Here is a 21,299-nt window from a genome sequence, read left to right on the forward strand (position 1 = left end):
GCCATGCCTGTCCTTGTCGGAATAATCGCGCTTGCACTCGGGCTCTATGCGCTCAAGGCCTATACTCGGGCGTCGCCCGCGTTTCTCGCGCGGCTCCTCCGGCGGGGCGGCGGTTTTCTGCTGATGGCGCTCGGCGGATTGTTGCTGGCGCGCGGGCGCCTCGACTTCGGTATCGGCCTGGGGGCTACGGGACTCTGGCTGATGAGCCTTGGCTCTCAGACCGGGATGCGCAACGCGGGTTCGGGCGGGGGAGGCGTCTCTCGGGTGCGCTCGGCGATGATCGAGATGGAGCTCGACCACGCCACAGGGGCCATTCGCGGCATGATCCTCGCGGGCAAGGACGAGGGCAAGCGGCTGGACGCGCTGACCAGACCCGCTCTTCTCCAGCTCTACAACATTTGCCTCCGCGACGATCCGGAGGGCGCCCGCCTGCTAGAGGCGTATATGGACCGCCGCTTTTCCGGATGGCGTGCGGCAGGCGATCCGCACCGAAACGCGGGGAGCGGCGGCGAGACGGGCGCGCGCCGCTCGGGCACGATTACCGAGGATGAAGCTTACGAAATTCTCGGTCTGAAAAAGGGCGCGGCGGCGGCCGACATTGCCCGGGCCCACCGCGATCTGATGAAGAAACTTCATCCAGATCTTGGCGGGACGACGGATCTGGCCGCGCGGGTAAATGAAGCCAAGGATGTCCTGATGCGGCGCCATCACTAGGCGGCGCCGCGCGGGTTCGTCATGATCCCAGGTGGCGGACATGGCGGGCGACCTTCTCAGTTCTTCGTCGTGAAGCAGGCGAAGCCGGACTTCTTGAGCGCCTTGCAGGCCGACTGGGCGCTCTGCTCCTCGAGCCCCGCGAAGCGGGCGCGCCAGAGCGTCTCATTGCCCTTCTGCACTTTCTCGGTGAAAGCCCGCGCCGTGGGCGGGAAGCCCTGAAGCTGGCTCCGCGCGCGCGAAAGCATCTGATTGGCCTTCTCCGGGTCCTCGGCGGCGCCGATCTGAATCATCCAGCCCGGCTTGGTCGGCCGCGCGGCGTCGGCCTTCGCGACATTGGTCGTGCGGATGGCCGAGGGCGTCGTCGTGGCGACGGTGATTTCCTTGCCCCTGGCGGCGCGGCTCGAGGTGGAGCCGTCGATCACGGAGGCGAGCTCATGCTTGGGCAAATCCTTGCCGTGCGCCTTTTTGGCCGGCGCAGGCTCTTCCGCGACCCGCTTCTGAACGCCGGAGACGAAGGCGGGGCGGACTTGCGCGGCCTTTTCGACAGACTTCTCGGATTTTTCCCGCGCCGGGATCGCGGCGGGAGGAACCGGAGCGGTGACGGCGCGGCGCAGCGCCAGCGGCGCGGGCGCGGCGGCGGCCTCGTCCGGATCGGGGGCGAGCGCGGGCTCCTCGGCGTAGGCGAGCCGCTCCGGCTGGCGCGCAACCGCCGGCTGGATCGCGGGCTCGGGAGCGGCGACGCGAGGCTCCACGACACGGGACTCGGCGACGCGCTCTACCGAGGGCGCCTCGGCGGCTTCGTCCGGCGCCGAAGCGTCTTCCGTGATTGCGGCCGCCGTGCGGACGGACGCGCCGCCGCGGATATGCTCCTCGATCAGATTGGCCATGATGCGATCGCGGCCCGCCGCCGTGGTTCCGCCCATGACGACGGCCACGATGTGATGATTGCCCCGGCGCACGGAGGTCAGCAGGTTGAAGCCCGACGCGCGGGTGTAGCCGGTCTTGATCCCGTCCATGCCCTCGACGCGGCCGAGGAGATGGTTGTGATTGCCGTGCAGCGCGCCATTGTAGGCGAAGCTGTGGATGGAGAAATAACGATAGTAGCGCGGGAAGCGATCTTGAATCGCGCGCCCGAGGACCGAAAGGTCATAGGCGGTCGTGATCTGGGCGGGATCGGGCAGGCCCGAGGCGTTGGCGTAATGGGTGTTCCGCATCCCGAGCGCATGAGCCTTGCGGGTCATCATCTGCGCGAACGTCCGCTCGTCGCCGCCGATGTTCTCGGCGATGGCGCAGGCGATGTCGTTCGCCGATTTGGTCACCACGGCCTTGATGGCGTTCTCGACGCTGATGGTCTCGCCCGGCTGAAGCCCGAGCTTTGAGGGCGCCTGCGCCGCCGCATGGGAGGAGATCATCAGCGGCGTATCGAGCCGCAGACGGCCCTTTTCGAGCTGCTCGAAGAGCAGGTAGAGCGTCATCACCTTGGTGACCGAGGCCGGGTGACGCAGCTCGTGCTCATTTCGGGCGTAGAGTGTCTCGCCGCTGTTGCCGTCGACGACAATGGCCGCAAAGCCCCGGTGCTCGCCGATGATCGCGTCGCCGCCGCCAGCAGTCGAGGCGGTGAAACGGTGGCTGCGCTCATGCTGCGCGTAAGCGCGGTGATGTACAAAGTGGTGATGGAAAGCGTGATAGGAGCGATGGCCGTGGCGACGCGCTTCGGCCGGGATCGCCGTGATGGCAATGAAAGCCATGATGGCCGCAAAAATCGCGGCGAGGGAGCGGGGCTGAGCCAGGCGGTCCAGCAAACTCGATTTCGACATGGGTATACGCGCCCTTACGGAAACTGGCACTTTCGGGAGGCGACAACCAGAAGTAGGAGTCGCAAAAACGCTACAGTTCCTCAGGGTAAGAGAATGCGGTTACTTGCGGGTTAAGCTTTTTTCCAAAACTGACAGGCATTTTTGCGCCGCAACATTTTTATTGACGATCTTTTGTGCAGCGCATATATTTTGGATGTTAGCCGGCGCGTACGCCGCGCCGCCAGGGGGCGGCGTATCTCAGGATGCAGCGCCAATATAGAGGACGAACCCCATGGTCGCCAATTTCGACAGCGTGCAGCAGATCGGAAAAGAGCAGTTCGAAGCTGTTTCCGCAGCCGCCGCGGCGGTCACGAAGGGCTGGCAGAGCATTGCGGCCGAGACGACCGATTATTCCAAGAAGTCTTTCGAGAAGAGCCGCCTGCTTGCTGAAAAGCTCATTGCGGTGAAGAAGATCGACGAAGCCTTCGCCCTCCAGACCGACTTCGCCAAGACGAGCTACGAGGATTTCGTCGCCGAGGCGACCAAGCTCGGCGAGCTTTACGCCTCGATCGCCAAGGACGCCTTCAAGCCGTTCGAGTCGGTGACGAAGACCTTCACGCCGGCCGAGTAAGGCTCCATCGGCGCCTCTTTCGTCCGGGGCGGCGCGACGGATTTCGCCCGGCGAGGCCAAGCTTCGCCGGGCTTTGCTTTTGTGGACGCCCGCAATCTGCTGTTTCGGCGGGGGCTGTAAATCATTAAACTTCGGCCATGAGCGCCGGAAAAGCTGGTTTCGTCCACCTCCATCTCCACACTGCCTTTTCTCTGCGCGAGGGCGCGCTGACGATCGGCAAGCTGATCGACCTCGCCGCGCGCGACGAACAGGCGGCGCTCGCCGTCACCGACACCAATAATCTCTTCGCCGCGCTGGAATTTTCCGAAAAAGCAGCCAAGGCTGGCATACAGCCCATCGCCGGCGTGCAACTGCGCGTCGATTTCGGCGACGCGAGGAGCAGCGGCGCCTCGGCGCGCGACGAGGGCAAGGGCAATATCGTCCTCCTCGCCAAATCCGAGACCGGCTATCTCAACCTCATGCGGATCGCCTCGCGCGCCTGGCTCGATACGGAGGAGGGCGACGAGCCGCATGTAACGCTCGCCGCTCTGGCCGAGGACGCTGCCGAGCTGATCGCGCTGACCGGCGGGCCGGATGGGCCGCTCGACCGCATGTTCGCGGCTGGCCAACCGGAATCCGCGCGGGCGCGACTGGAGACGCTGCTCGGCTTCTTCGGGGACCGGCTCTATCTGGAGCTTCAGCGCCACAAGCTCCCCTCCGAGCAGGAGGTCGAGCCGCAGCTTCTTGACCTCGCCTATCGAAAGGGCGTGCCTCTCGTCGCGACGAACGAGCCCTATTTCGCCGCGCGCAGCGATTTCGAGGCCCATGACGCGCTGCTCTGCATCGCCGAGGGCACGGTGACAGGCGTCGCCGACCGCCGCCGCGTCACGCCGGAGCATTATTTCAAGACCCGCGCGGAGATGCGGGCGCTCTTCGCCGATCTCGAGGAGGCGACCGCCAATACGGTCGAAATCGCGCGCCGCGTTAGCTACCGACCGCGCACCCGCAAGCCGATCATGCCGCGCTTTCTGCGCGACGCGCCGGACGACCGGCCGCTCACCGAAGTTGAGGCCGAGGAACTGCGCCGCCAGGCGACCGAGGGGCTGGAGGCCCGGCTCTCCGCCCATGGTCCGGCGGAGGGCTTTACCCGCGAAGACTATTCGGCCCGCCTCGACTTCGAGCTCTCGACCATCGAGAAGATGGGCTTTCCCGGCTACTTCCTGATCGTCTCGGACTTCATCAAATACGCCAAGGCGCAAGGCATTCCGGTGGGGCCGGGGCGCGGCTCGGGCGCGGGGTCGCTCGTCGCCTACGCCCTGACCATCACCGACCTCGATCCGCTGCGCTTCGGGCTGTTCTTCGAACGCTTCCTCAATCCCGAGCGCGTGTCGATGCCGGACTTCGACATCGACTTCTGCCAGACGCGGCGAGGCGAGGTGATCGATTACGTTCGCGACCGCTACGGCGCGGACCGCGTGGCGCAGATCATCACCTTCGGCTCCTTTCTCGCGCGCGGCGTGCTGCGCAGCGTCGGCCGCGTGCTGGAAATGCCGCTCGGCCAGGTCGACAAGCTCGCCAAGCTCGTGCCGCAGAACCCGGCCAAGCCCGTAACTCTTGCGGAGGCTGTCGCCGGCGAGCAGAAGTTGAAGGAGGCCGCCGAGCAGGACGAGCGCGTGGCGCGGCTGTTCAAGATCGCTGGGGCGCTCGAAGGGCTCTATTCCAACGCCTCGACCCACGCCGCGGGCGTCGTCATCGGCGACCGGCCGCTGCATCAGGTGACGCCGCTCTACCGCGACCCGAAGTCCGACATGCCGGCGACCCAGTTCAACATGAAGTGGGTGGAGCCGGCCGGGCTGATCAAATTCGACTTTCTCGGGCTCAAGACGCTGACCGTGCTCGCCATGGCGGGCAAGCTCGCCCGCCGCCGCGACCCGGATTTCGACCTCGCCAAGGTTCCGCTCGACGACAGGGACACATACGCCATGCTCGGGCGCGGCGAGACCGTGGGTGTGTTCCAGCTCGAAAGCGCCGGCATGCGCAAGGCGCTGGTCGAGATGCACGCCGACCGTTTCGAGGACATCATCGCCCTCGTCGCCCTCTACCGCCCCGGCCCGATGGCCAACATCCCGACCTATTGCGCGGTGAAGCACGGCGACGAGGAGGCGGATTACTACCACCCCAAGATCGAGCCCATCCTCAAGGAGACCTTCGGCGTCATCATCTATCAGGAACAGGTGATGCAGATCGCCCAGGTGCTCTCCGGCTATACGCTGGGCGAGGCCGACATGCTCCGCCGCGCCATGGGCAAGAAGATCAAGGCCGAGATGGACGCCCAGCGCGAGCGCTTCGTCAAAGGCGCCATCGAGCGAGAGGTGAAGGCCGATCTCGCCAATTTCATCTTCGACCTGCTGGCGAAATTCGCCGACTACGGCTTCAACAAATCCCACGCGGCGGCCTATGCGCTGATCGCCTATCAGACCGCCTGGTTCAAGGCGCATTACCCGGCCGAGTTCCTCGCCGCTTCTATGACCTTCGACAAGAGCCAGACCGACAAGCTGGCCGAGTTTCGCGACGAGGCGCGCCGGCTGGGCATTGCGGTTGAGCCGCCCTCGATCCGGCGCTCCGGCGTCGATTTCGACGTGGCGCCCGGCGCGGACGGCAAGCTCACGATCCGCTATGCGCTTTCGGCCATCAAGGGGGTGGGCGAGGGGCAGGCGGAGTCGATCGTCCGCTCGCGCGGCGACCGCCCCTTCACGAGCCTTTCCGACTTCGCGCGGCGCCTCAACCCGCGCGAGGTGAACAAGAAGGTGCTCGAAAATCTCGCCGCCTGCGGCGCCTTCGACGAGCTGGACCCCAATCGCGCCCGCGCCTTCGCCGCCATCGAGCCGATCCTCGCCGCCGCCAACCGCCACGCCGAGGACCGCAAGGCCGGACAGAACGCGCTCTTCGGGGAGGCCGAGGCGGACGACCTCGCGCTGCCCAAGGTCCAGCAATGGCCGGCGGGGGAGAGGCTCAGGCGCGAATATGAGGCGGCGGGATTCTTCCTTTCCGGCCACCCGCTCGATTCCTATGCCGGCCTCCTACCCAAATTGAGGGTGTCGCGCTGGACCAAATTCGTGGCCGACGTGAAGAACGGCGCCACCGCCGGCCGCCTCGCGGCGGTGGTTCTGGACCGCGCCGAGCGCCGAACCAAGTCCGGCTCCAAGATGGGCATCGTCCAGCTCTCCGATACGACTGGCCAATATGAGGCCATCCTTTTCTCGGAAGCGCTCAACCAGTATCGCGACGCACTGGAGAAGGGCGCCGCCGTTCTGGTCACGCTCTCGGCCAGCGTCGATGGCGACGAGGTGCGCGCCCGCATCGTCACGGTCGAGCCGCTGGCCGCCGCGGCCGCCCGCGCCCATCGCGGCCTGCGAGTCGTTGTCGGGGACAAAAGTCCGATCGATAGGATTAAAGACAGGATCTCCGGAAAGGGCGAGGGCGAGATTTCGGTCCTCGTCCGGCGCGATGTCGCGCCGGAAGAAATCGAAATACGCCTGCCGGGCGGCTATCCGGTCAACGCTGAAGTCGCCTCCGCGCTGCGGGAAATCCCCGGTGTGCTGGAGGTCGAATATTTGTGATGAAGTTCTTGTTGAACTTGAAGTTCAAGTTGAACTTAATTTTGTAAGTCACTGATATTAAAATATTTCAATTTTCATGTATCACTTTTAATCCATTTTCTCAGCACTGCTGAACCCGTTTTCGACCCATGCTGGGAAGTCCCAGACTGAGGCCGCCGGCCTTGAGGCTCCTCATTCAATGCCATGCCCGCGCGGCAAGAGGAGAGACGCCTCGCGCCAGCTCCACTGACATGGCCTGAATGGCAAGCCGAAGCGCTGATAGGAAAATGCTCCTGTTGATGGCGGCGTGGGAAAGGGAACGATGGCGGCGCATTTGACGTTAACCCAGTGCGCTCCTTCGATTGGCGGAGGGGCGTCGGGGGAGTCTGTCATGGGCGATTTTCTGGACGCGGCGCTCGGCGCCTCGGCGTCCTCCCTGCACGTACAGTTCGCCGCCTTTGTGATCATGGGGCTCGCCGTGGGGTGGGGCCTCGGGCAGCAATCGGGCAGATGGGGAGGCTGGTCTCCAACGCTCGCCATCATGGGCGTTTGCGGCGCCTGGCTCGGGGCGGAGCTGGCCTGCCTGATTGGGCGGGCGACGAGAGGCGGCGCGACCGAGTTCGTAGCCGCGTTTCTGGGCGCGGCGGCGCTTGCCTATGCGTGGCGCCGGCGGCATCCGCCATTATCGGAGCGACCCGACCACATTGCCCTTGGCCGGTTCAGCGCCTAGATAAAGGCGCAGGGGGAGGCTCCCTGTGCCCGTCATCGACCTCTTGAACAACGACCCGCGCCCGAAAACGGGCGCGCTGCGCCACCCTGAGAAAGCGGCCCGGCCCGATCAGCCCGTGCTGCGAAAGCCGTCGTGGATCAGGGTGAAGGCGCCGGGCTCCAAAGCCTGGGCCGAGACCAGCGCGCTCTTGAAGGACGCCGGCCTCGCCACGGTCTGCCAGGAAGCCGCCTGTCCCAATATCGGCGAGTGCTGGGAAAAGAAGCACGCCACCTTCATGATCATGGGGGAGGTCTGCACGCGGGCCTGCGCCTTCTGCAATGTCGCCACCGGTCTTCCGGCGCAGCTTGATCCGGACGAGCCGGACAGGGTGGCCGAAGCGACGAACGCCCTCGGCCTCTCTCATGTCGTCGTCACTTCGGTCGACCGGGATGACCTGCCGGACGGCGGCGCCGAGCATTTCGCGCGGACGATCCGGGCAATCCGGCAGATATGTCCCGGCGTGACGATCGAAGTGCTGACGCCCGACTTTTTGCGCAAGGAGGGCGCCCTCGAGCAGGTGGTCGAGGCGGCGCCGGATGTCTTCAACCACAATCTCGAGACCGTGCCGTCTCTCTATGTGACAGTGCGCCCCGGCGCCCGCTATTTCCACTCCCTGCGGCTCTTGCAGCGCGTCAAGGAGCTGAACCCTCGGCTCTTCACCAAATCCGGCCTCATGCTCGGCCTCGGCGAGACCCGCAACGAGGTGATGCAGGTGATGGACGACATGCGCTCGGCCGACATCGACTTCATCACGCTCGGCCAATATCTCCAGCCGACCCGCAAGCACCATCCCGTAGCCCGTTTCGTCACGCCCGAGGAGTTCGACGCCTATAAGGCGCTCGCCTTCGCCAAGGGCTTCGCCCATGTCGCCGCCTCGCCGCTCACGCGCTCGTCGCACCACGCCGGCGAGGATTTCGAGCGGCTGCGGAAGGCGCGCACGGCGGGAGTCGATATGGACAGCTCGGCGGAATGACGCTGACACTTTCCGACGTATCGTGGTGTCACTTTTTTAGGGATGCGAAGAGCGCCCGACTGTCGAGATCGAGCTGTTAACCTGATCCTGAGCCTTGTCGACAATAATTGTCGACGCGTGACGCCGTGGAAGGCATGGCGGAGGCTTGGATACGGAGTTCCAGCAATGAGAAAGATCAAGGAGTTTTTGGCCGATGACTCTGGCGCAACGGCTATCGAATACGGCCTCCTGACAGCGCTGCTTTGCACCGGCATCATTGCGTCGACCAGGGCGCTAGGAACGAAGCTTTCGACGACCTTCGCGGCGGTCACGGGCAACCTTTAGGTTCGTCTACAGGGGGCGCATGAGCCTTCGAGCGCCCTGCGCCCAAAGCGGCAGGGGTCGAGATGCGCTCGGCGCCTGGTTTTTTAGGCCCAGCTCCCGGATGGCCGCACCGGCGCCCCTCCGAGTGTGCCCCCCCCCGTGAGACGCGCGAGAGCGCACGCCCTCCCGCTCTGGCGCTCCCGGCCCAGAGCGGGCGAGGGCCGCCCGTAATCTTCGGCGTTCTCACCCTCGGGCGGGCAGGGCGCCGTGGCTCCAGAAGCCTTTTTCGGGCGCGGATTGGTCTTTCCCGGATGAGCGCGCCCCCGGCATATTTCCTTCCTTTCACAGGCGACGTAATCTCCAGCGCTATCGAAGCCGTCGACGAGCACGTTTCCTCCCCGGCGGAAATCGCTTAAAAGCCCGGACCCATGAAAAGCTTTCGCACGCGCCGCCACGTCTCCCACAGCGCCGCTGACATGTTCGCCCTGGTCGCCAATGTCGAGACCTACCCGCAATTCGTGCCGCTCTGTGAGGCCATGCGAGTCCGCCGCCGCGCGGAAGTCGCGCCGGGGGTCGTCGAGCTGGTGGCCGAGATGCAGGTCGGCTTCAAGGCCATCTGCGAACGCTATACGAGCCGCGTCACCTGCGACTCGAACACGCTCGAGGTGAGGGTCGGCTACATCGACGGGCCGTTCCGCAAGCTCGACAACCGCTGGTCCTTCCGTGAAGAGGCGCCGGGACCCGACGGCGCGCCCCGCTCGATCATTGATTTCTTCATCGCCTACGAATTCAAGAGCGTGGCGCTCGGCCTTGTCATGGGCGCCATGTTCGACAAGGCTTTCCAGAAATACGCCGACGCCTTCGTGAAGCGCGCCGACGAGGTTTATGGCCGGCGTCGGGCGCCGAAATAAGACCTGTCCGTCGGAGAAAGGCCCCACCGGCGCGCGATCGCGGCGCCGGACCGTCCAACTCACCTTCCTGATGAATTACGTCCAGCGTAAAAACTTTACGTCGCACGTAATTTACGTCACAGCATAAATACGGGAAGCGTAATTCCAGCGCTAATCATGATCCGGTCGGGCGCGCATCGCCTTGACGCCGCCACGCAGTTTCTTGCCTTCCAGGCGACGGATTTTCGAACCGAGCGTCGGTTTGGTCTTGCGCCGCGGGGGTGGCGGCGGGGCGGCGGCTTCACGGATCAGGTCGATAAGGCGCTCGATGGCGTCGGCGCGGTTTCGCTCCTGGGTCCGGTGGCGCTGCGCCTCGATGATGATCACGCCATCCTTGGTGAGCCGCGCGCCCGCCAGACGCTCCAGCCGCGCCCGGACGCCCTCGGGAAGACTCGGAGACCGCCGCGCGTCGAAGCGCAGGCGGACGGCGGTCTCGACCTTCTGCACATTCTGTCCGCCGGGGCCGGAAGCGCGCAGGAATTCGAGCGTGATTTCCCCGTCTTCGAGCCAGAGGAATGGCGTGATTCGTATCATGGCGGGTCCCAAGCCTTTTCGGGCGCTGCGCGAAATTCATATCAATCGGCGCCCCGGCTCGGGGAATGTCAAGACGAGAGCGTTGATTATAACTATCGTTCTAACGCCATATAATTTTACGAACGTTAGAACAACGGCAGGCAATTTCTGGCCCTTGCGAAAAAGGCTACAAGGGGCAGGCGCGCAGACAGGCGACGGCTCGAAAAATGGCGCAGAGACATCCTTTCCACGGACGGCGCGCCGCGATCGCCACCATGCACGACAAGGACCGCGTCATCGGCGAACCGCTGTCCCGCCTGGGTTTGAGCGTGGCGCTCGTCGCCGATGTGGATACCGACAGCCTGGGCGCCTTTACCGGAGAGATCTCGCGCTTCGGGAGCATGCTCGACGCCGCGCGAGCCAAGGCGCGCCTCGCCATGGCGCATTCCGGCGCTCCGATCGGCCTGGGAAGCGAAGGCGCCTTCGGCCCGCCTCCCATCGTCCCGTTCCTCGCCTCCGGCGTGGAGCTCATCGTTTTGCTCGACGGGGAGAGAGGGCTCGAAATCACCGCCCAGAGACGGACGCGGACGAACTACGATTCGACCGCCGTGCGGCGCGCCCGGCTTCGGCGTCGAGACCGTGCTGCGCGGCTTGCCCTGCGCCGACTGCGGCGCGCCGACCCGTATCGTCCGCGGGGAGCTGCATCGCTGCCGCGGGTGCGGCTTCGAAGCGCAAAGGCATATGCGCCCGCCGTCCCTGCGCGCCGATGCGCAGTGCTGCGATCTCTGCAACCCCTGAGCGCCTCAGAAATATCCTTCCCGCTTCTTCTGTTCGAGCGAGCCGCCGTCCTCGCCGTCGCTGATCCGGCCCTGCCGCTCGGAAACCCGCGCGTCCAGCGTTTCGTCGAGAACGGAAGCGATGTCGGTCGCCTCCGATTCGATCGCGCCAGTCACGGGCCAGCAGCCGAGCGTTCTGAACCGCACCCGCCTCATCTCGATCTCGTCGCCCGGCTGGAAACGCATCCGCGCCTCGTCGTCCACGACCACGAGCGCCTCCTTGCGCCGCACGACAGGGCGAAGCTGCGAGAAATAAAGGGGCGCCAGTTCGATCTCCTTCTGCATCGCGTAAACCCAGATGTCCTGCTCCGTCCAGTTCGAGAGCGGGAAGACGCGCGCGGACTGGCCGCACCCGAGCCGCAGATTGAATTGCCGCCAGAACTCGGGCCGCTGATGGCGGGGATCCCAGACGTGATTGTTTTCCCGCACGGAAACAATGCGCTCCTTGGCGCGGGACCGCTCTTCGTCGCGCCGCGCCCCGCCGAAGATCACGTCATATTTGCCCCGGTCGAGCGCCCCCTTCAGCGGCTCGGTGCGCATGAGCAGCGTGTAACGGTCCCCGTAATCAAAGGGATTGAGGCCCGCCGCGCGCCCTTCCTCATTGGCGTGCGCGATCAGATCGAAACCATGGCGGCGCGCGAAATCGTCTCGAAATTCGATGAGCGAGCGAAACTCCCAGGTCGAGTCGATGTGCAGGAGGGGGAAGGGCGGCTTGCTCGGGTAGAAGGCGCGCAACGCCAGATGCGCGAGGACGGTCGAGTCCTTTCCCGCGGAAAACAGCATCACCGGATTGTCCGCCTCGGCGGTCGCCTCCCGGATGATGTGAATGGCCTCGGCCTCGAGCCATGCCAGATGAGAAAGCGCCCGCCCCATCGCTCTGTCCCTTAATTAGAAAATAGCGGGGGTCAGACTGCGATGTTGCAGCGCATTCAGCAAGGTTGGAGGCACGAAATAGACGCGAAATCCGTAACTTATTCAAATATACGATGAGCTCCATCGGCCCCGCCTATGGAGCGCCCCCGCCACCATCGCCGGTCAGCCTTCCGGCAGCCGCACCGTGGCGATCGCCAGCGCGGCTATGCCTTCGCGGCGTCCTGTGAATCCGAGATTCTCCGTCGTGGTCGCCTTGATGGCGACGCGGCCGATGTCGAGGCCCATGATTTTCGCCAGGCTGGCGCGGATCGCCTCGCGGTGCGGGCCGACCTTCGGCGCCTCGCAGACGACGGTCGCGTCGACATGCGCGATCATGCCGCCGCGTTCGCGCACGAGCTTGCAAGCGTGGGCGAGGAAAATCTCGGACGCCGCGCCTTTCCATTGCGGGTCGGATGGGGGGAAATGCGCGCCGATGTCGCCCTCGGCGATTGCGCCAAGCACGGCGTCGGTGATGGCGTGCATGAGAACGTCGGCGTCGGAATGGCCCGCGAGCGCATGGCTGTGCGGGATTGCGACGCCGCCAAGCCAGACTTTGTCGCCTTCCGCGAAGGCGTGCACGTCATAGCCCTGGCCCATGCGCACATCGGGCAGGGCGGCGAGGGAAGGGGGTGCGAGCTGTTGCATGGCGCGGGCAAAATCCTCCGGCGTCGTAAGCTTGAAATTTCGCGCATCGCCCGGAAAGACATGCACGGCGCAGCCGGCAGCCTCCGCGATCATGGCGTCGTCGGTGTATTCGCGCCCGCCCGCGGCGGCCTCGCGATGCGCGGCGAGGATGAGCGGGAAGCGGAAAGATTGAGGCGTTTGCACCGCGCGCAGGCGCGCGCGATCCGGCGTCGCGACGACGAAGCCCGCCGCGTCGATCTCCTTTACCGTATCATTGAGCGGCACGCCCGGAACCGCCGCGCCATGGTCGCGGGCGGCGGCAATGGCGCGGGCGACGAGCGCCGGATCGGCGAAGGGCCGCGCGGCGTCGTGGATCAGCACGATCTCGGGCTCGGCCTCTCGCGCAATGGCCTCCAGCCCGTTGCGGACGCTCTCCTGCCGAAGCGCGCCGCCGAGCGCAGGGGCGGCGAGGGCGGCGCGGGCCGAATCGGTCAGCTCCGAAACGCTCGCGGCATAAAGCGCCCGGTCGTCGGGATGAATCACGACCGTAAGCCGCGCGGCAGGCGCGGCGGCGTGCATCGCCTCCAATGTGCGGGCGAGCACGCTGGCGCCGGCGAGGCTGCGATATTGTTTCGGTAGACCTTCACCGGCGCGGGAGCCCCGCCCGCCGGCGACGACGAGGATGGAAACCAGGGTCTGATCGGACATGCCGCTCTGTGTCGCTTTTCGCGCCGTCCGTCAAACTACCGTCTCAAAAGCGGAGCAGTGACAAAAAGTCATGTTGCAACTGCGAAGAGCCCTGCTTATGCTGTGTGCAAGATGGATAATGCCGAAAAAATAGGCCCGCAGCCCGTGCAGGCGAATTTGCGGATTGGTCCCCTGAGCCTTTCGGGCCGCGCCTTTCTCGCGCCCATGGCCGGCGTCACCGACCCGGCCATGCGGCGAATCGCGGAGCATTATGGCGCCAGCGTCACCGTGAGCGAGATGATTACTGCTGCGGGCGTTGCGCGCGGCGACCGGGAGACCGCGCTGCGGCTCGGTCAGGCGCGCAAGACAGAGTCCGCGCCGCGGGTGATCCAGATCGCGGCGCGCGACGCGGCCGGAATCGCCGCCGCCGCCAAACATGCGGAAGACGCCGGCGCCGACTGGGTGGACATCAATATGGGCTGTCCCTGCAAGCGGGTGACCGGCGGCCTCGCCGGCGCGGCGCTGATGCGCGATCTCGACCAGGCCGCCGCGCTCATCGCCGCCGCGCGGGCGGCGATCCGCGCGCCGCTCAGCGTGAAAATGCGGCTCGGCTGGGACGACGCCGCCCGAAACGCGCCCGAACTCGCCCGCCGCGCCGAGGCCGAGGGCGCCGCCCTCGTCACCGTTCATGGCCGCACGCGGCAGCAGTTCTATACGGGCTCGGCCGATTGGGCGGCGATCGCCGAGGTCAAGGCGGCGGTGTCGATCCCGGTCGTCGCCAATGGCGACTGCAAGAGCGTGGAGGACGCGGCTGACATGCTCAAGGCGTCGGGCGCCGATGCGGTCATGATCGGCCGCGCGGCGCAGGGGCGTCCCTGGCTCGTGGGCGACGTCGCCCATTATCTCGCGACCGGCCGGCGGCGGGCCGAGCCGGCGCTTTCGGAGCGGGGAGAGGCGGCGCGCCTGCATCTCGACGGGCTCTTGACCCAAATGGGCGCGGGGGCAGGGCTGCGCCACGCCCGCAAACACCTCGCCGCCTATGTCGACGAGGCCTTCGGCGCAGGCTTTCCGGAGGTCGCCGATCTTCGCCGCGCGCTGGTGACGTCGAATTGCGCGCAGGAGGCTTTTCGGCTGATCGACGCCATCTTCATCACAAAGACGCAAGAGGCTGCCGCATGAGCCTGTCGGATCGCTCCGGGCGCGACGATCCCCGTCGCAGGGAGCTGGGCCCGCTCAAGATCATTGACGAGCGCAGCCGCAGCGGCATGCTCGAGGCCCTGCCCAACGCCATTTTCACCGTCACCCGCGACGGCGTGATCGAGGACGCCAACGCGGCCGCCGAATCCTTCTTCGAACTGGGCAAACCGCTGCTGATCGGCCAGAAAATCGGCCGGCTTCTGCCCTTTGGCTCGCCGCTCATCACGCTCATCCAGCATGTGCGGGACCGGGGCGCCGCGATCAACGAGTACAAGATCGACCTCGGCCGCCCCGGCCAGGAAGGCGACCGCCGCGTCGACGTGCATTGCGCGCCGCTCGCCGAGGTCGAGGGCCTGGTGCTGGTCATGCTGCAAGAACGAACAATTGCCGATAAAATAGACAGGCAGCTCAGCCACCGCGCGGCGGTGCGCTCGGTTTCCGGGCTGGCGTCCATGCTCGCCCATGAGATCAAGAATCCCCTGTCCGGCATCCGCGGCGCGGCGCAACTCCTGGAGCCCGGTCTGTCGGACGCGGATCGCGCGCTGACGCGGCTGATCTGCGAAGAAACGGACCGCATCGTCCGCCTCGTCGACCGGATGGAAGTCTTCTCCGACGCCCGACCGCTCAAGCGCGAGCGCGTCAATATTCACTCGGTTCTGGACCATGTGAAGCAGGTGGCGCAAAGCGGCTTCGCGCGCCGGATCAGATTCGTCGAGAATTACGATCCCTCGCTCCCACCGGTCCATGCCAATCGGGACCAGCTCGTGCAGGCGTTCCTCAATCTCGTGAAGAACGCCGCCGAGGCGATCGGCGGCGATGCGCTCGACGGCGAGATCGAGCTTTCGACCGCATTTCGGCCCGGCGTCAGCCTACGCGCGCTGGGGGCGCGGAATCCCGTCGGCCTGCCGCTGGAATTCTGTGTGCGCGACAACGGCCCCGGCGTGCCGGACGACATCGCCGCCCATCTCTTCGATCCCTTTGTGACTACAAAGGCCTCGGGAACTGGCCTCGGTCTTGCACTGGTGGCCAAGATCGTCAACGACCACGGCGGCATTATTGAATGCGACTCCCTACCCAGACGCACGACCTTTCGAATTCTGATGCCCATGTATCGCGCCAAGCCGGCCGAACAGCAGGAGGGCAGGCGTTCATGAGGTTTTGCGCCCGCAGGAGAATGGTCTGATGACGAGAGGCGAGATACTTGTCGCCGACGACGACGCCGCCATCCGCACCGTCGTCGCGCAGGCGCTGTCGCGCGCGGGTTACGAGGTGCGCACCACCGGCACGGCGGCGACTCTCTGGCGCTGGGTGCAGTCGGGCGAGGGCGATCTCGTCGTCACCGATGTGGTGATGCCGGACGAAAACGCCTTCGAGCTTCTCCCCCGCATCAAGAAGCTTCGGCCCGAGCTGCCGATCATCGTGATGAGCGCGCAGAACACCTTCATGACCGCGATCCGCGCCTCGGAGCGGGGCGCCTATGACTATCTGCCCAAGCCTTTCGACCTGAAGGAGCTCGTCGGCATTGTCGGCCGCGCCATGGCCGAGCCGCGGAAATCCGGCGAGGAGGAGCGGCCCGAGGAGATGGAGGGCATGCCGCTCGTCGGTCGCTCGCCGGCGATGCAGGAGATCTACCGCGCGCTCGCCCGGCTGATGCAGACCGACCTGACGGTCATGATCAACGGCGAGTCTGGCACCGGCAAGGAGCTGGTCGCCCGTGCGCTGCACGATTATGGCAAGCGCAAGAAAGGCCCCTTCGTCGCCGTCAACATGGCGGCGATTCCGCGCGACCTCATCGAGAGCGAACTCTTCGGCCATGAGAAGGGAGCCTTCACCGGCGCGAACCAGCGTTCAGCCGGCCGGTTTGAGCAGGCGGAGGGCGGCACGCTCTTTCTCGACGAGATCGGCGACATGCCCATGGAGGCGCAGACCCGGCTGCTGCGCGTGCTCCAGCAGGGCGAATATACGACGGTCGGCGGCCGCACGCCGATCAAGACCAATGTCCGGATCATTGCGGCGACCAACAAGGACCTGCGCATTCTGATCCAGCAGGGCCTGTTCCGCGAGGACCTCTATTTCCGCCTGAACGTCGTGCCGCTGCGGCTGCCGCCGCTGCGCGAGCGCGCCGAGGACATTCCCGACCTCGTGCATCACTTCTTCAAGATGGCCGCAAACGAGGGCCTGCCGCAGAAATATATCGAGCAGGCGGCGCTCGACCGGATGAAGAAATACCGCTGGCCGGGCAATATCCGCGAGTTAGAGAATCTGATCCGCCGGCTTGCGGCGCTGCATCCGCAGGAGGTGATCTCCGATGCGCTCGTCGAGGCGGAACTCGATCATGAGCTGCGCCAGGCGGTCGCGGAAAGGCCTGCCGGCAATGGCTCCGGCCAGCCGTCGCGCGAGCTGGAGAACGGCCAGACGCTCTCGACATCCGTCGAGCAGCACCTCGCCAAGCTCTTCCGGGATTATGGCGATGGCCTGCCGCCGCCGGGGCTGTATCACCGGGTCATCCGCGAGATCGAAATCCCGCTGATCTCCGCCGCGCTGGCGGCGACGCGCGGCAATCAGATCAAGGCGGCCGAGCTGCTCGGCCTCAACCGCAACACCTTGCGCAAGAAGGTCAATGACCTCGATATCAGGCTGATGCGCTCGCCGCGGTGACGTCGCAACGGGGCCGCGGCTGCGATAAAGGCGACGGCCCCGTCTCCCACGGCGTGGGGACGGGCCATCATATCGCCCGATCTGGAGCCGCCCATTCGCAAGCGCTGCTTTTACGCGTTGCAGATTTGCCACAGTGACGCCCCCGGCATATAGTTTCGGCCATGGAACAGGCGGGCGAACAGGCGCTGACCGATAGCGGCAAGGTTGCGGGTCCCCGCGCCTGGTTTGGTCCGATTATCGTCATAGGCGCCGTCGGCTGCGCCCTCGCGACCTTCCTGGCGACGGCCGAGTTCGGGGTCGTCTCACCGACCGACGATCGGCTCATTCCGCTGCTGATCGCCAATGGCGTGCTCGTCAGCGTCCTGCTCGTCATGGTGGTCGTCAAGGCGACGCGGCTCTACCGGGTCTGGCGGCGGGGCGAGGCGGCCGCGCGGCTGCATGTGCGCATCGTCGGCGTATTCTCGGTCATCGCCCTGATTCCCGCGGTGCTTTTGGCCATCGCCGGCTCCATGACTCTGGAGCGGGCGCTCAACCCGTCCTTCATGTCGAGCGTGAAGGTCTTCGTCCACAACACCGCCCAGGCGGCGCAGGCCTTCCAGTCGAGCCAGTGTCAGGCGCTTTTGCAGGAGGCGCAGCTCACGGCCTCGGATCTCGACCGGGCGCGCGTGCTGTTCATCACCGACCGGAACTATTTCCATCAGATCTTCGCCTCGCGGGCGAACTTTCTCGGCTTCTCGGTCGCGGCGCTGGTCAAGTCCAACGGCGAGATCATCGACCGCGTGGATGTCGCCAAAAACGCCTCGGCCATCATCATCGCGCCGCCGCAATCGGAATTCGACAATGCCCGCAAGGGCGAACCGCTCTGCCTGATGATCGACGACGGCAAGAGCTTCGTGGCGGTCAGGGCGCTGAGCGCCTTCGAGAACACTTTTCTCTATGTGACCCGGCCGATCGACCCCTTTGCGGTCGAATTTCCCAAACAGGCCGACATGCTCATCAGCCGCTACGACGAATTCGACAGCTACCGCGCCGCCGTGCAGCGGGCCTTCGTGCAGATGTACGCGCTGCTCACGACCATCATGCTGCTATCGTCGATCTGGTTCGGCCTCGACTTCGCGGACCGGCTGGTTTCGCCCATCCGAACGCTCATCGCCGCGACCGATCAGGTCTCGGGGGGCAATCTCGGCGTGCGGGTGAAGCTCGACCGCTCGCATGGCGAGTTGGCGCGGCTCGGCGACGTCTTCAACAATATGACGACGGAGCTGAACCTCCAGCAGCGCCGGCTACTGGAGGCCAACCGACTGAACGACGAGCGCCGGGAATTCACCGAAGCCGTGCTGGCGGGCGTGCCGGCGGCGGTCATGGGCGTCGACTCCGACGGCGTCGTCACCATCCTCAACCGTACGGCGGAGGAGCTTTCGCTCAACGACGCCAAGGGGCAGGCGACGGTCGGCGCGAGCATCGCCGAGGTCATGCCGGAGATTGCGCCGCTGCTCACCGACGCCATGGAATTGTTCCCGCGCGCGGTCCAGAGCCAGATCACGATCAAGCGCGGCGTGGCGGAAAGGACCTTCAACATCCGCGTCACCTCGGCCCGGCGAGCGGGCGAGGGCCATCCGAGCTTCGTCGTGACGCTCGACGACATTACCGACCTCGTCATGGCGCAGCGCACCTCGGCCTGGGCGGATGTGGCCCGTCGAATCGCCCATGAAATCAAGAATCCGCTGACGCCGATCCAGCTCTCCGCCGAGCGGCTCAAGCGCAAATATGGCAAGCTCATCCAGCAGGACCGAGAGATTTTCGACCAGTGCACGGACACGATCGTGCGCCAGGTGGACGACATCAAGCGGATGGTGGACGAGTTCTCCTCCTTCGCGCGCATGCCCAAGGCGCGGCCGGAGCGGGACGATCTCAATGAATGCGTGCGGCAGGTGGCCTTTCTGATGCGCGTCGGCAACGCCGACTTGGACATCGTCGAAACCCATGTGGAGACGCCGCTTTACGCCCAGTTCGACCGCCGGCTTCTGTCCCAGGCTCTCACCAACATCATCAAGAACGCAGCCGAGGGCATCGCCGCCCGCGAGGAGACGGACGCCGCCGAGAAGGGCCGGGTCGAGATCAGGGTCGCGCGGCACGACGGCATGGCCGAGATCGACGTGATCGACAATGGCAAGGGCTTCCCGGCGATGAACCGGCAGCGGCTGCTCGAGCCCTATATGACGACCCGCGCCGACGGCACGGGCCTCGGTCTGCCTATTGTCGCCAAGATCATAGAGGATCACGGGGGGCGGCTGGAGCTTCTGGACGCGCCGTCCGGCCGCGGCGCCTGCGTGCGGCTCATCCTGCCGCTGGCGGAGAAAGACAGGGGCGAGCCGGAAACGGCGATTTCATCCGAAACGAGCGGGGCTTGATGGCGAGCGACATTCTTATCGTCGACGACGAAGCGGACATTCGCGAACTGGTCGCGGGCATTCTGGGCGACGAAGGCCATGGGACTCGGACGGCCAAGGACGCGGACGAGGCGCTCGCGGCAGTGGCGGCGCGCCGGCCCCATCTCGTTTTTCTCGACATTTGGCTGCAAGGCTCGCGCCTCGACGGCCTCCAGGTGCTGGAGCAGATCCAGAAGCAGCACAAGGGCCTGCCGGTCGTCATGATTTCCGGCCACGGCAACATCGAGACCGCCGTGAGCGCCATCAAGATCGGCGCATACGACTTCATCGAGAAGCCCTTCAAGGCGGATCGGCTCGTGCTGGTCGCCGAGCGCGCGCTGGAGGCCTATCAGCTTCGCCGTGAACTCTCGGCGCTGCGCCAGCGGGCAGGGGCCTTCGACCGCATCGTCGGCGCGTCCCCTGCCGCAAATCAGCTTCAGCAGGTGATCGCCCGCGTCTCACCCGTGAATTCCCGCGTGCTCATCACCGGCGCCCCCGGCACGGGCAAGGAACTCGCCGCCCGTTGCATCCACGAGGCCTCGCAGCGCGCCGGCGGCCCCTTCGTCGTGATCAATTCCGCCACGATCACGCCTGAAAACATGGAGATCGAGCTGTTTGGGCGCGAGGGTCCAGATGGCGAGCGCAAGATCGGCGCGCTGGAAGAGGCCCATGGCGGCACGCTGTTTCTCGACGAGATCGCAGACATGCCCAAGGATACGCAGGCCAAGATCCTGCGCGTCCTTGTCGACCAGACCTTCCAGCGCGTGGGCGGCTCCACCAAGGTTCAGGTCGATGTGCGCGTGATCTCCTCCTCGGCGCGCGACCTGGCCTCGGCCATAGAGGAGGGGGCGCTCCGCGAGGACCTGTTCCATCGCCTTGCGGTTGTGCCGATCCGGGTGCCGTCGCTGGCCGAGCGGCGGGAGGATATTCCCGCGCTGATCGAGTATTTCATGGAGAACATGTCGCTCGCCTCCGGCATGCCGCGGCGCAAAATCGCCGAGGATGCGCTTGCCGTCCTCCAGTTGCACGACTGGCCAGGAAACATCCGTCAGTTGAAGAACAACGTCGAACGACTGATGATCCTGACGGCGGGCGAGCCCGGCGCCGCGATCACGGCGGACATGTTGCCGGCCGATGTCGGGGAGCTCGTGCCGGCCACACCGGCGGGCGTCAGGGGCGAAAAACTGATGAGCCTGCCGCTCCGCGAGGCGCGCGAGGTCTTCGAGCGCGAATATCTGGTGGCCCAGCTCAACCGCTTTTCTGGCAATATTTCGCGTACCGCCGAATTCATCGGCATGGAGCGATCAGCCCTCCACAGAAAGCTGAAGTCGCTCTCGATCGACTAGCAAAATCAAAAATTTTTGACTGATACCTCATCCTCTTTCTGAGGATGAGGCGCGGCGAGAAAAAGCTTTCGCTGCAGTCGCGTGGGGAAAAGGTCGCGGCTGCGGAATTCACCTCCGTCGCGGTGAAGGGCGCCCGCGCGATCGGAGGAAAGACGGTCCGAAAACTGTCCTCGGAGATTTGCTCTCAGGCGGCATGCGCTCCGGGCGGCCCGGCGTCCGGCGCACGCCAATCCTGCGGTCCGCCCGAAAAGCGGGTTTCGATCCGCTCGCGATATTGCGGCGCAATAAAAACTCTTGCATCGGCGCGTGCGCCCACACAGAGTGGGATAGATCCACAGCGGCGTGGGCGGCTTCCGCCCGGAGGGGCGCGGCGGCTTTTTCTT

General features: G+C 65.6%; 17 protein-coding genes and 1 pseudogene. 14 read left to right on the plus strand and 4 right to left on the minus strand.

All coding sequences use genetic code 11. The annotated features are described in order from the left end of the window. The first annotated feature begins 3 nt into the window (after window positions 1-3). Window positions 4-714 carry a DnaJ domain-containing protein gene (locus WOC76_RS11295; protein WP_341106804.1) on the plus strand — a complete coding sequence of 237 codons (711 nt, stop codon included), beginning with the start codon at window positions 4-6 and terminating at the stop codon, window positions 712-714. 56 nt (window positions 715-770) lie between these two features. Here the strand turns inward: WOC76_RS11295 and WOC76_RS11300 are convergent, their stop codons facing one another. Further along, window positions 771-2,531 carry a D-alanyl-D-alanine carboxypeptidase gene (locus WOC76_RS11300; RefSeq protein WP_341106802.1) on the minus strand — a complete coding sequence of 587 codons (1,761 nt, stop codon included), beginning with the start codon at window positions 2,529-2,531 and terminating at the stop codon, window positions 771-773. A 271-nt stretch (window positions 2,532-2,802) separates the two neighbouring features. On the opposite strand from WOC76_RS11300, the gene WOC76_RS11305 reads away from it, so the two are divergent. The 6 genes from WOC76_RS11305 (at window position 2,803) to WOC76_RS11330 (ending at window position 9,675) form a co-directional block, all read left to right on the plus strand. Then, window positions 2,803-3,141, plus strand: a complete 339-nt coding sequence (locus tag WOC76_RS11305) for a phasin family protein (RefSeq protein ID WP_341106801.1) — start codon at window positions 2,803-2,805, stop codon at window positions 3,139-3,141. Window positions 3,142-3,278: 137 nt separating this feature from the next. Then, complete coding sequence (gene dnaE, locus WOC76_RS11310; RefSeq protein ID WP_341106800.1) at window positions 3,279-6,740, plus strand: DNA polymerase III subunit alpha; 3,462 nt, start codon at window positions 3,279-3,281, stop codon at window positions 6,738-6,740. A gap of 370 nt (window positions 6,741-7,110) precedes the next feature. After that, window positions 7,111-7,449: a hypothetical protein gene (locus tag WOC76_RS11315; protein WP_341106798.1), complete on the plus strand. Its 339-nt coding sequence runs from the start codon at window positions 7,111-7,113 to the stop codon at window positions 7,447-7,449. Window positions 7,450-7,474: 25 nt separating this feature from the next. Continuing rightward, on the plus strand, window positions 7,475-8,461 hold the full coding sequence (gene lipA / locus WOC76_RS11320) for a lipoyl synthase (protein ID WP_341106797.1): 987 nt from the start codon (window positions 7,475-7,477) through the stop codon (window positions 8,459-8,461). A gap of 165 nt (window positions 8,462-8,626) precedes the next feature. Further along, a complete protein-coding gene (locus WOC76_RS11325; protein WP_341106796.1) occupies window positions 8,627-8,785 on the plus strand; it encodes a Flp family type IVb pilin in 159 nt (52 codons plus the stop codon). Between the two features lie 407 nt (window positions 8,786-9,192). After that, window positions 9,193-9,675 (plus strand): type II toxin-antitoxin system RatA family toxin, encoded by a 483-nt coding sequence (locus tag WOC76_RS11330; protein WP_341106794.1) that lies wholly within the window; start codon window positions 9,193-9,195, stop codon window positions 9,673-9,675. 150 nt (window positions 9,676-9,825) lie between these two features. Here WOC76_RS11330 and arfB read toward each other — a convergent pair whose 3' ends face one another. Then, window positions 9,826-10,248, minus strand: a complete 423-nt coding sequence (arfB, locus tag WOC76_RS11335) for an alternative ribosome rescue aminoacyl-tRNA hydrolase ArfB (protein WP_341388414.1) — start codon at window positions 10,246-10,248, stop codon at window positions 9,826-9,828. A 416-nt stretch (window positions 10,249-10,664) separates the two neighbouring features. On the opposite strand from arfB, the pseudogene WOC76_RS24325 reads away from it, so the two are divergent. Together WOC76_RS24325 and WOC76_RS24330 are read left to right on the plus strand one after the other, a co-directional pair. Next, window positions 10,665-10,815 (plus strand): annotated as a pseudogene (locus tag WOC76_RS24325) (DUF6671 family protein); the annotation flags it as partial. Window positions 10,816-10,824: 9 nt separating this feature from the next. Then, window positions 10,825-11,025: a DUF6671 family protein gene (locus tag WOC76_RS24330; protein ID WP_445730671.1), complete on the plus strand. Its 201-nt coding sequence runs from the start codon at window positions 10,825-10,827 to the stop codon at window positions 11,023-11,025. Window positions 11,026-11,030: 5 nt separating this feature from the next. Here the strand turns inward: WOC76_RS24330 and cysD are convergent, their stop codons facing one another. Continuing rightward, window positions 11,031-11,936, minus strand: a complete 906-nt coding sequence (cysD, locus tag WOC76_RS11340) for a sulfate adenylyltransferase subunit CysD (protein WP_341106792.1) — start codon at window positions 11,934-11,936, stop codon at window positions 11,031-11,033. Between the two features lie 162 nt (window positions 11,937-12,098). Beyond that, window positions 12,099-13,307, minus strand: a complete 1,209-nt coding sequence (locus WOC76_RS11345) for a bifunctional 2-C-methyl-D-erythritol 4-phosphate cytidylyltransferase/2-C-methyl-D-erythritol 2,4-cyclodiphosphate synthase (RefSeq protein WP_341431420.1) — start codon at window positions 13,305-13,307, stop codon at window positions 12,099-12,101. 111 nt (window positions 13,308-13,418) lie between these two features. Here WOC76_RS11345 and dusB point away from each other — a divergent pair, with 111 nt between their 5' ends. The 5 genes from dusB (at window position 13,419) to ntrX (ending at window position 20,916) form a co-directional block, all read left to right on the plus strand. After that, entirely contained in the window at window positions 13,419-14,465 is a 1,047-nt protein-coding gene (gene dusB / locus WOC76_RS11350; protein WP_341108792.1) for a tRNA dihydrouridine synthase DusB, read from the plus strand. Further along, window positions 14,462-15,637 (plus strand): two-component system sensor histidine kinase NtrB, encoded by a 1,176-nt coding sequence (locus tag WOC76_RS11355; RefSeq protein ID WP_341106791.1) that lies wholly within the window; start codon window positions 14,462-14,464, stop codon window positions 15,635-15,637. The genes dusB and WOC76_RS11355 overlap by 4 nt, the downstream gene beginning before the upstream one ends. Before the next feature lie 28 nt (window positions 15,638-15,665). Then, the gene (gene ntrC, locus WOC76_RS11360) at window positions 15,666-17,141 is read left to right on the plus strand and encodes a nitrogen regulation protein NR(I) (RefSeq protein WP_341106790.1); all 1,476 of its coding nucleotides are present in this window, start codon (window positions 15,666-15,668) and stop codon (window positions 17,139-17,141) included. A gap of 161 nt (window positions 17,142-17,302) precedes the next feature. Beyond that, window positions 17,303-19,552, plus strand: coding sequence for a sensor histidine kinase NtrY-like (locus WOC76_RS11365; protein ID WP_341106788.1), 2,250 nt, complete (start codon window positions 17,303-17,305; stop codon window positions 19,550-19,552). Continuing rightward, the gene (ntrX, locus tag WOC76_RS11370; protein WP_341431421.1) at window positions 19,552-20,916 is read left to right on the plus strand and encodes a nitrogen assimilation response regulator NtrX; all 1,365 of its coding nucleotides are present in this window, start codon (window positions 19,552-19,554) and stop codon (window positions 20,914-20,916) included. The genes WOC76_RS11365 and ntrX overlap by 1 nt, the downstream gene beginning before the upstream one ends. Window positions 20,917-21,299: the final 383 nt, after the last annotated feature.

Source organism: Methylocystis sp. IM3 (assembly GCF_038070105.1).
Classification (GTDB): Bacteria; Pseudomonadota; Alphaproteobacteria; order Rhizobiales; family Beijerinckiaceae; genus Methylocystis.

Coding starts and splice junctions, on each gene's coding strand:
- ntrX (WP_341431421.1), top strand. CDS start 19,552: ATGGCGAGCGACATTCTTATCGTCGACGACGAAGCGGACATTCGCGAA.
- dusB (WP_341108792.1), top strand. CDS start 13,419: ATGGATAATGCCGAAAAAATAGGCCCGCAGCCCGTGCAGGCGAATTTG.
- arfB (WP_341388414.1), bottom strand. CDS start 10,248: ATGATACGAATCACGCCATTCCTCTGGCTCGAAGACGGGGAAATCACG.
- cysD (WP_341106792.1), bottom strand. CDS start 11,936: ATGGGGCGGGCGCTTTCTCATCTGGCATGGCTCGAGGCCGAGGCCATT.
- WOC76_RS11300 (WP_341106802.1), bottom strand. CDS start 2,531: ATGTCGAAATCGAGTTTGCTGGACCGCCTGGCTCAGCCCCGCTCCCTC.
- ntrC (WP_341106790.1), top strand. CDS start 15,666: ATGACGAGAGGCGAGATACTTGTCGCCGACGACGACGCCGCCATCCGC.
- WOC76_RS11295 (WP_341106804.1), top strand. CDS start 4: ATGCCTGTCCTTGTCGGAATAATCGCGCTTGCACTCGGGCTCTATGCG.
- WOC76_RS11305 (WP_341106801.1), top strand. CDS start 2,803: ATGGTCGCCAATTTCGACAGCGTGCAGCAGATCGGAAAAGAGCAGTTC.
- WOC76_RS11315 (WP_341106798.1), top strand. CDS start 7,111: ATGGGCGATTTTCTGGACGCGGCGCTCGGCGCCTCGGCGTCCTCCCTG.
- dnaE (WP_341106800.1), top strand. CDS start 3,279: ATGAGCGCCGGAAAAGCTGGTTTCGTCCACCTCCATCTCCACACTGCC.
- WOC76_RS11355 (WP_341106791.1), top strand. CDS start 14,462: ATGAGCCTGTCGGATCGCTCCGGGCGCGACGATCCCCGTCGCAGGGAG.
- WOC76_RS11330 (WP_341106794.1), top strand. CDS start 9,193: ATGAAAAGCTTTCGCACGCGCCGCCACGTCTCCCACAGCGCCGCTGAC.
- WOC76_RS11345 (WP_341431420.1), bottom strand. CDS start 13,307: ATGTCCGATCAGACCCTGGTTTCCATCCTCGTCGTCGCCGGCGGGCGG.
- WOC76_RS11325 (WP_341106796.1), top strand. CDS start 8,627: ATGAGAAAGATCAAGGAGTTTTTGGCCGATGACTCTGGCGCAACGGCT.
- WOC76_RS11365 (WP_341106788.1), top strand. CDS start 17,303: ATGGAACAGGCGGGCGAACAGGCGCTGACCGATAGCGGCAAGGTTGCG.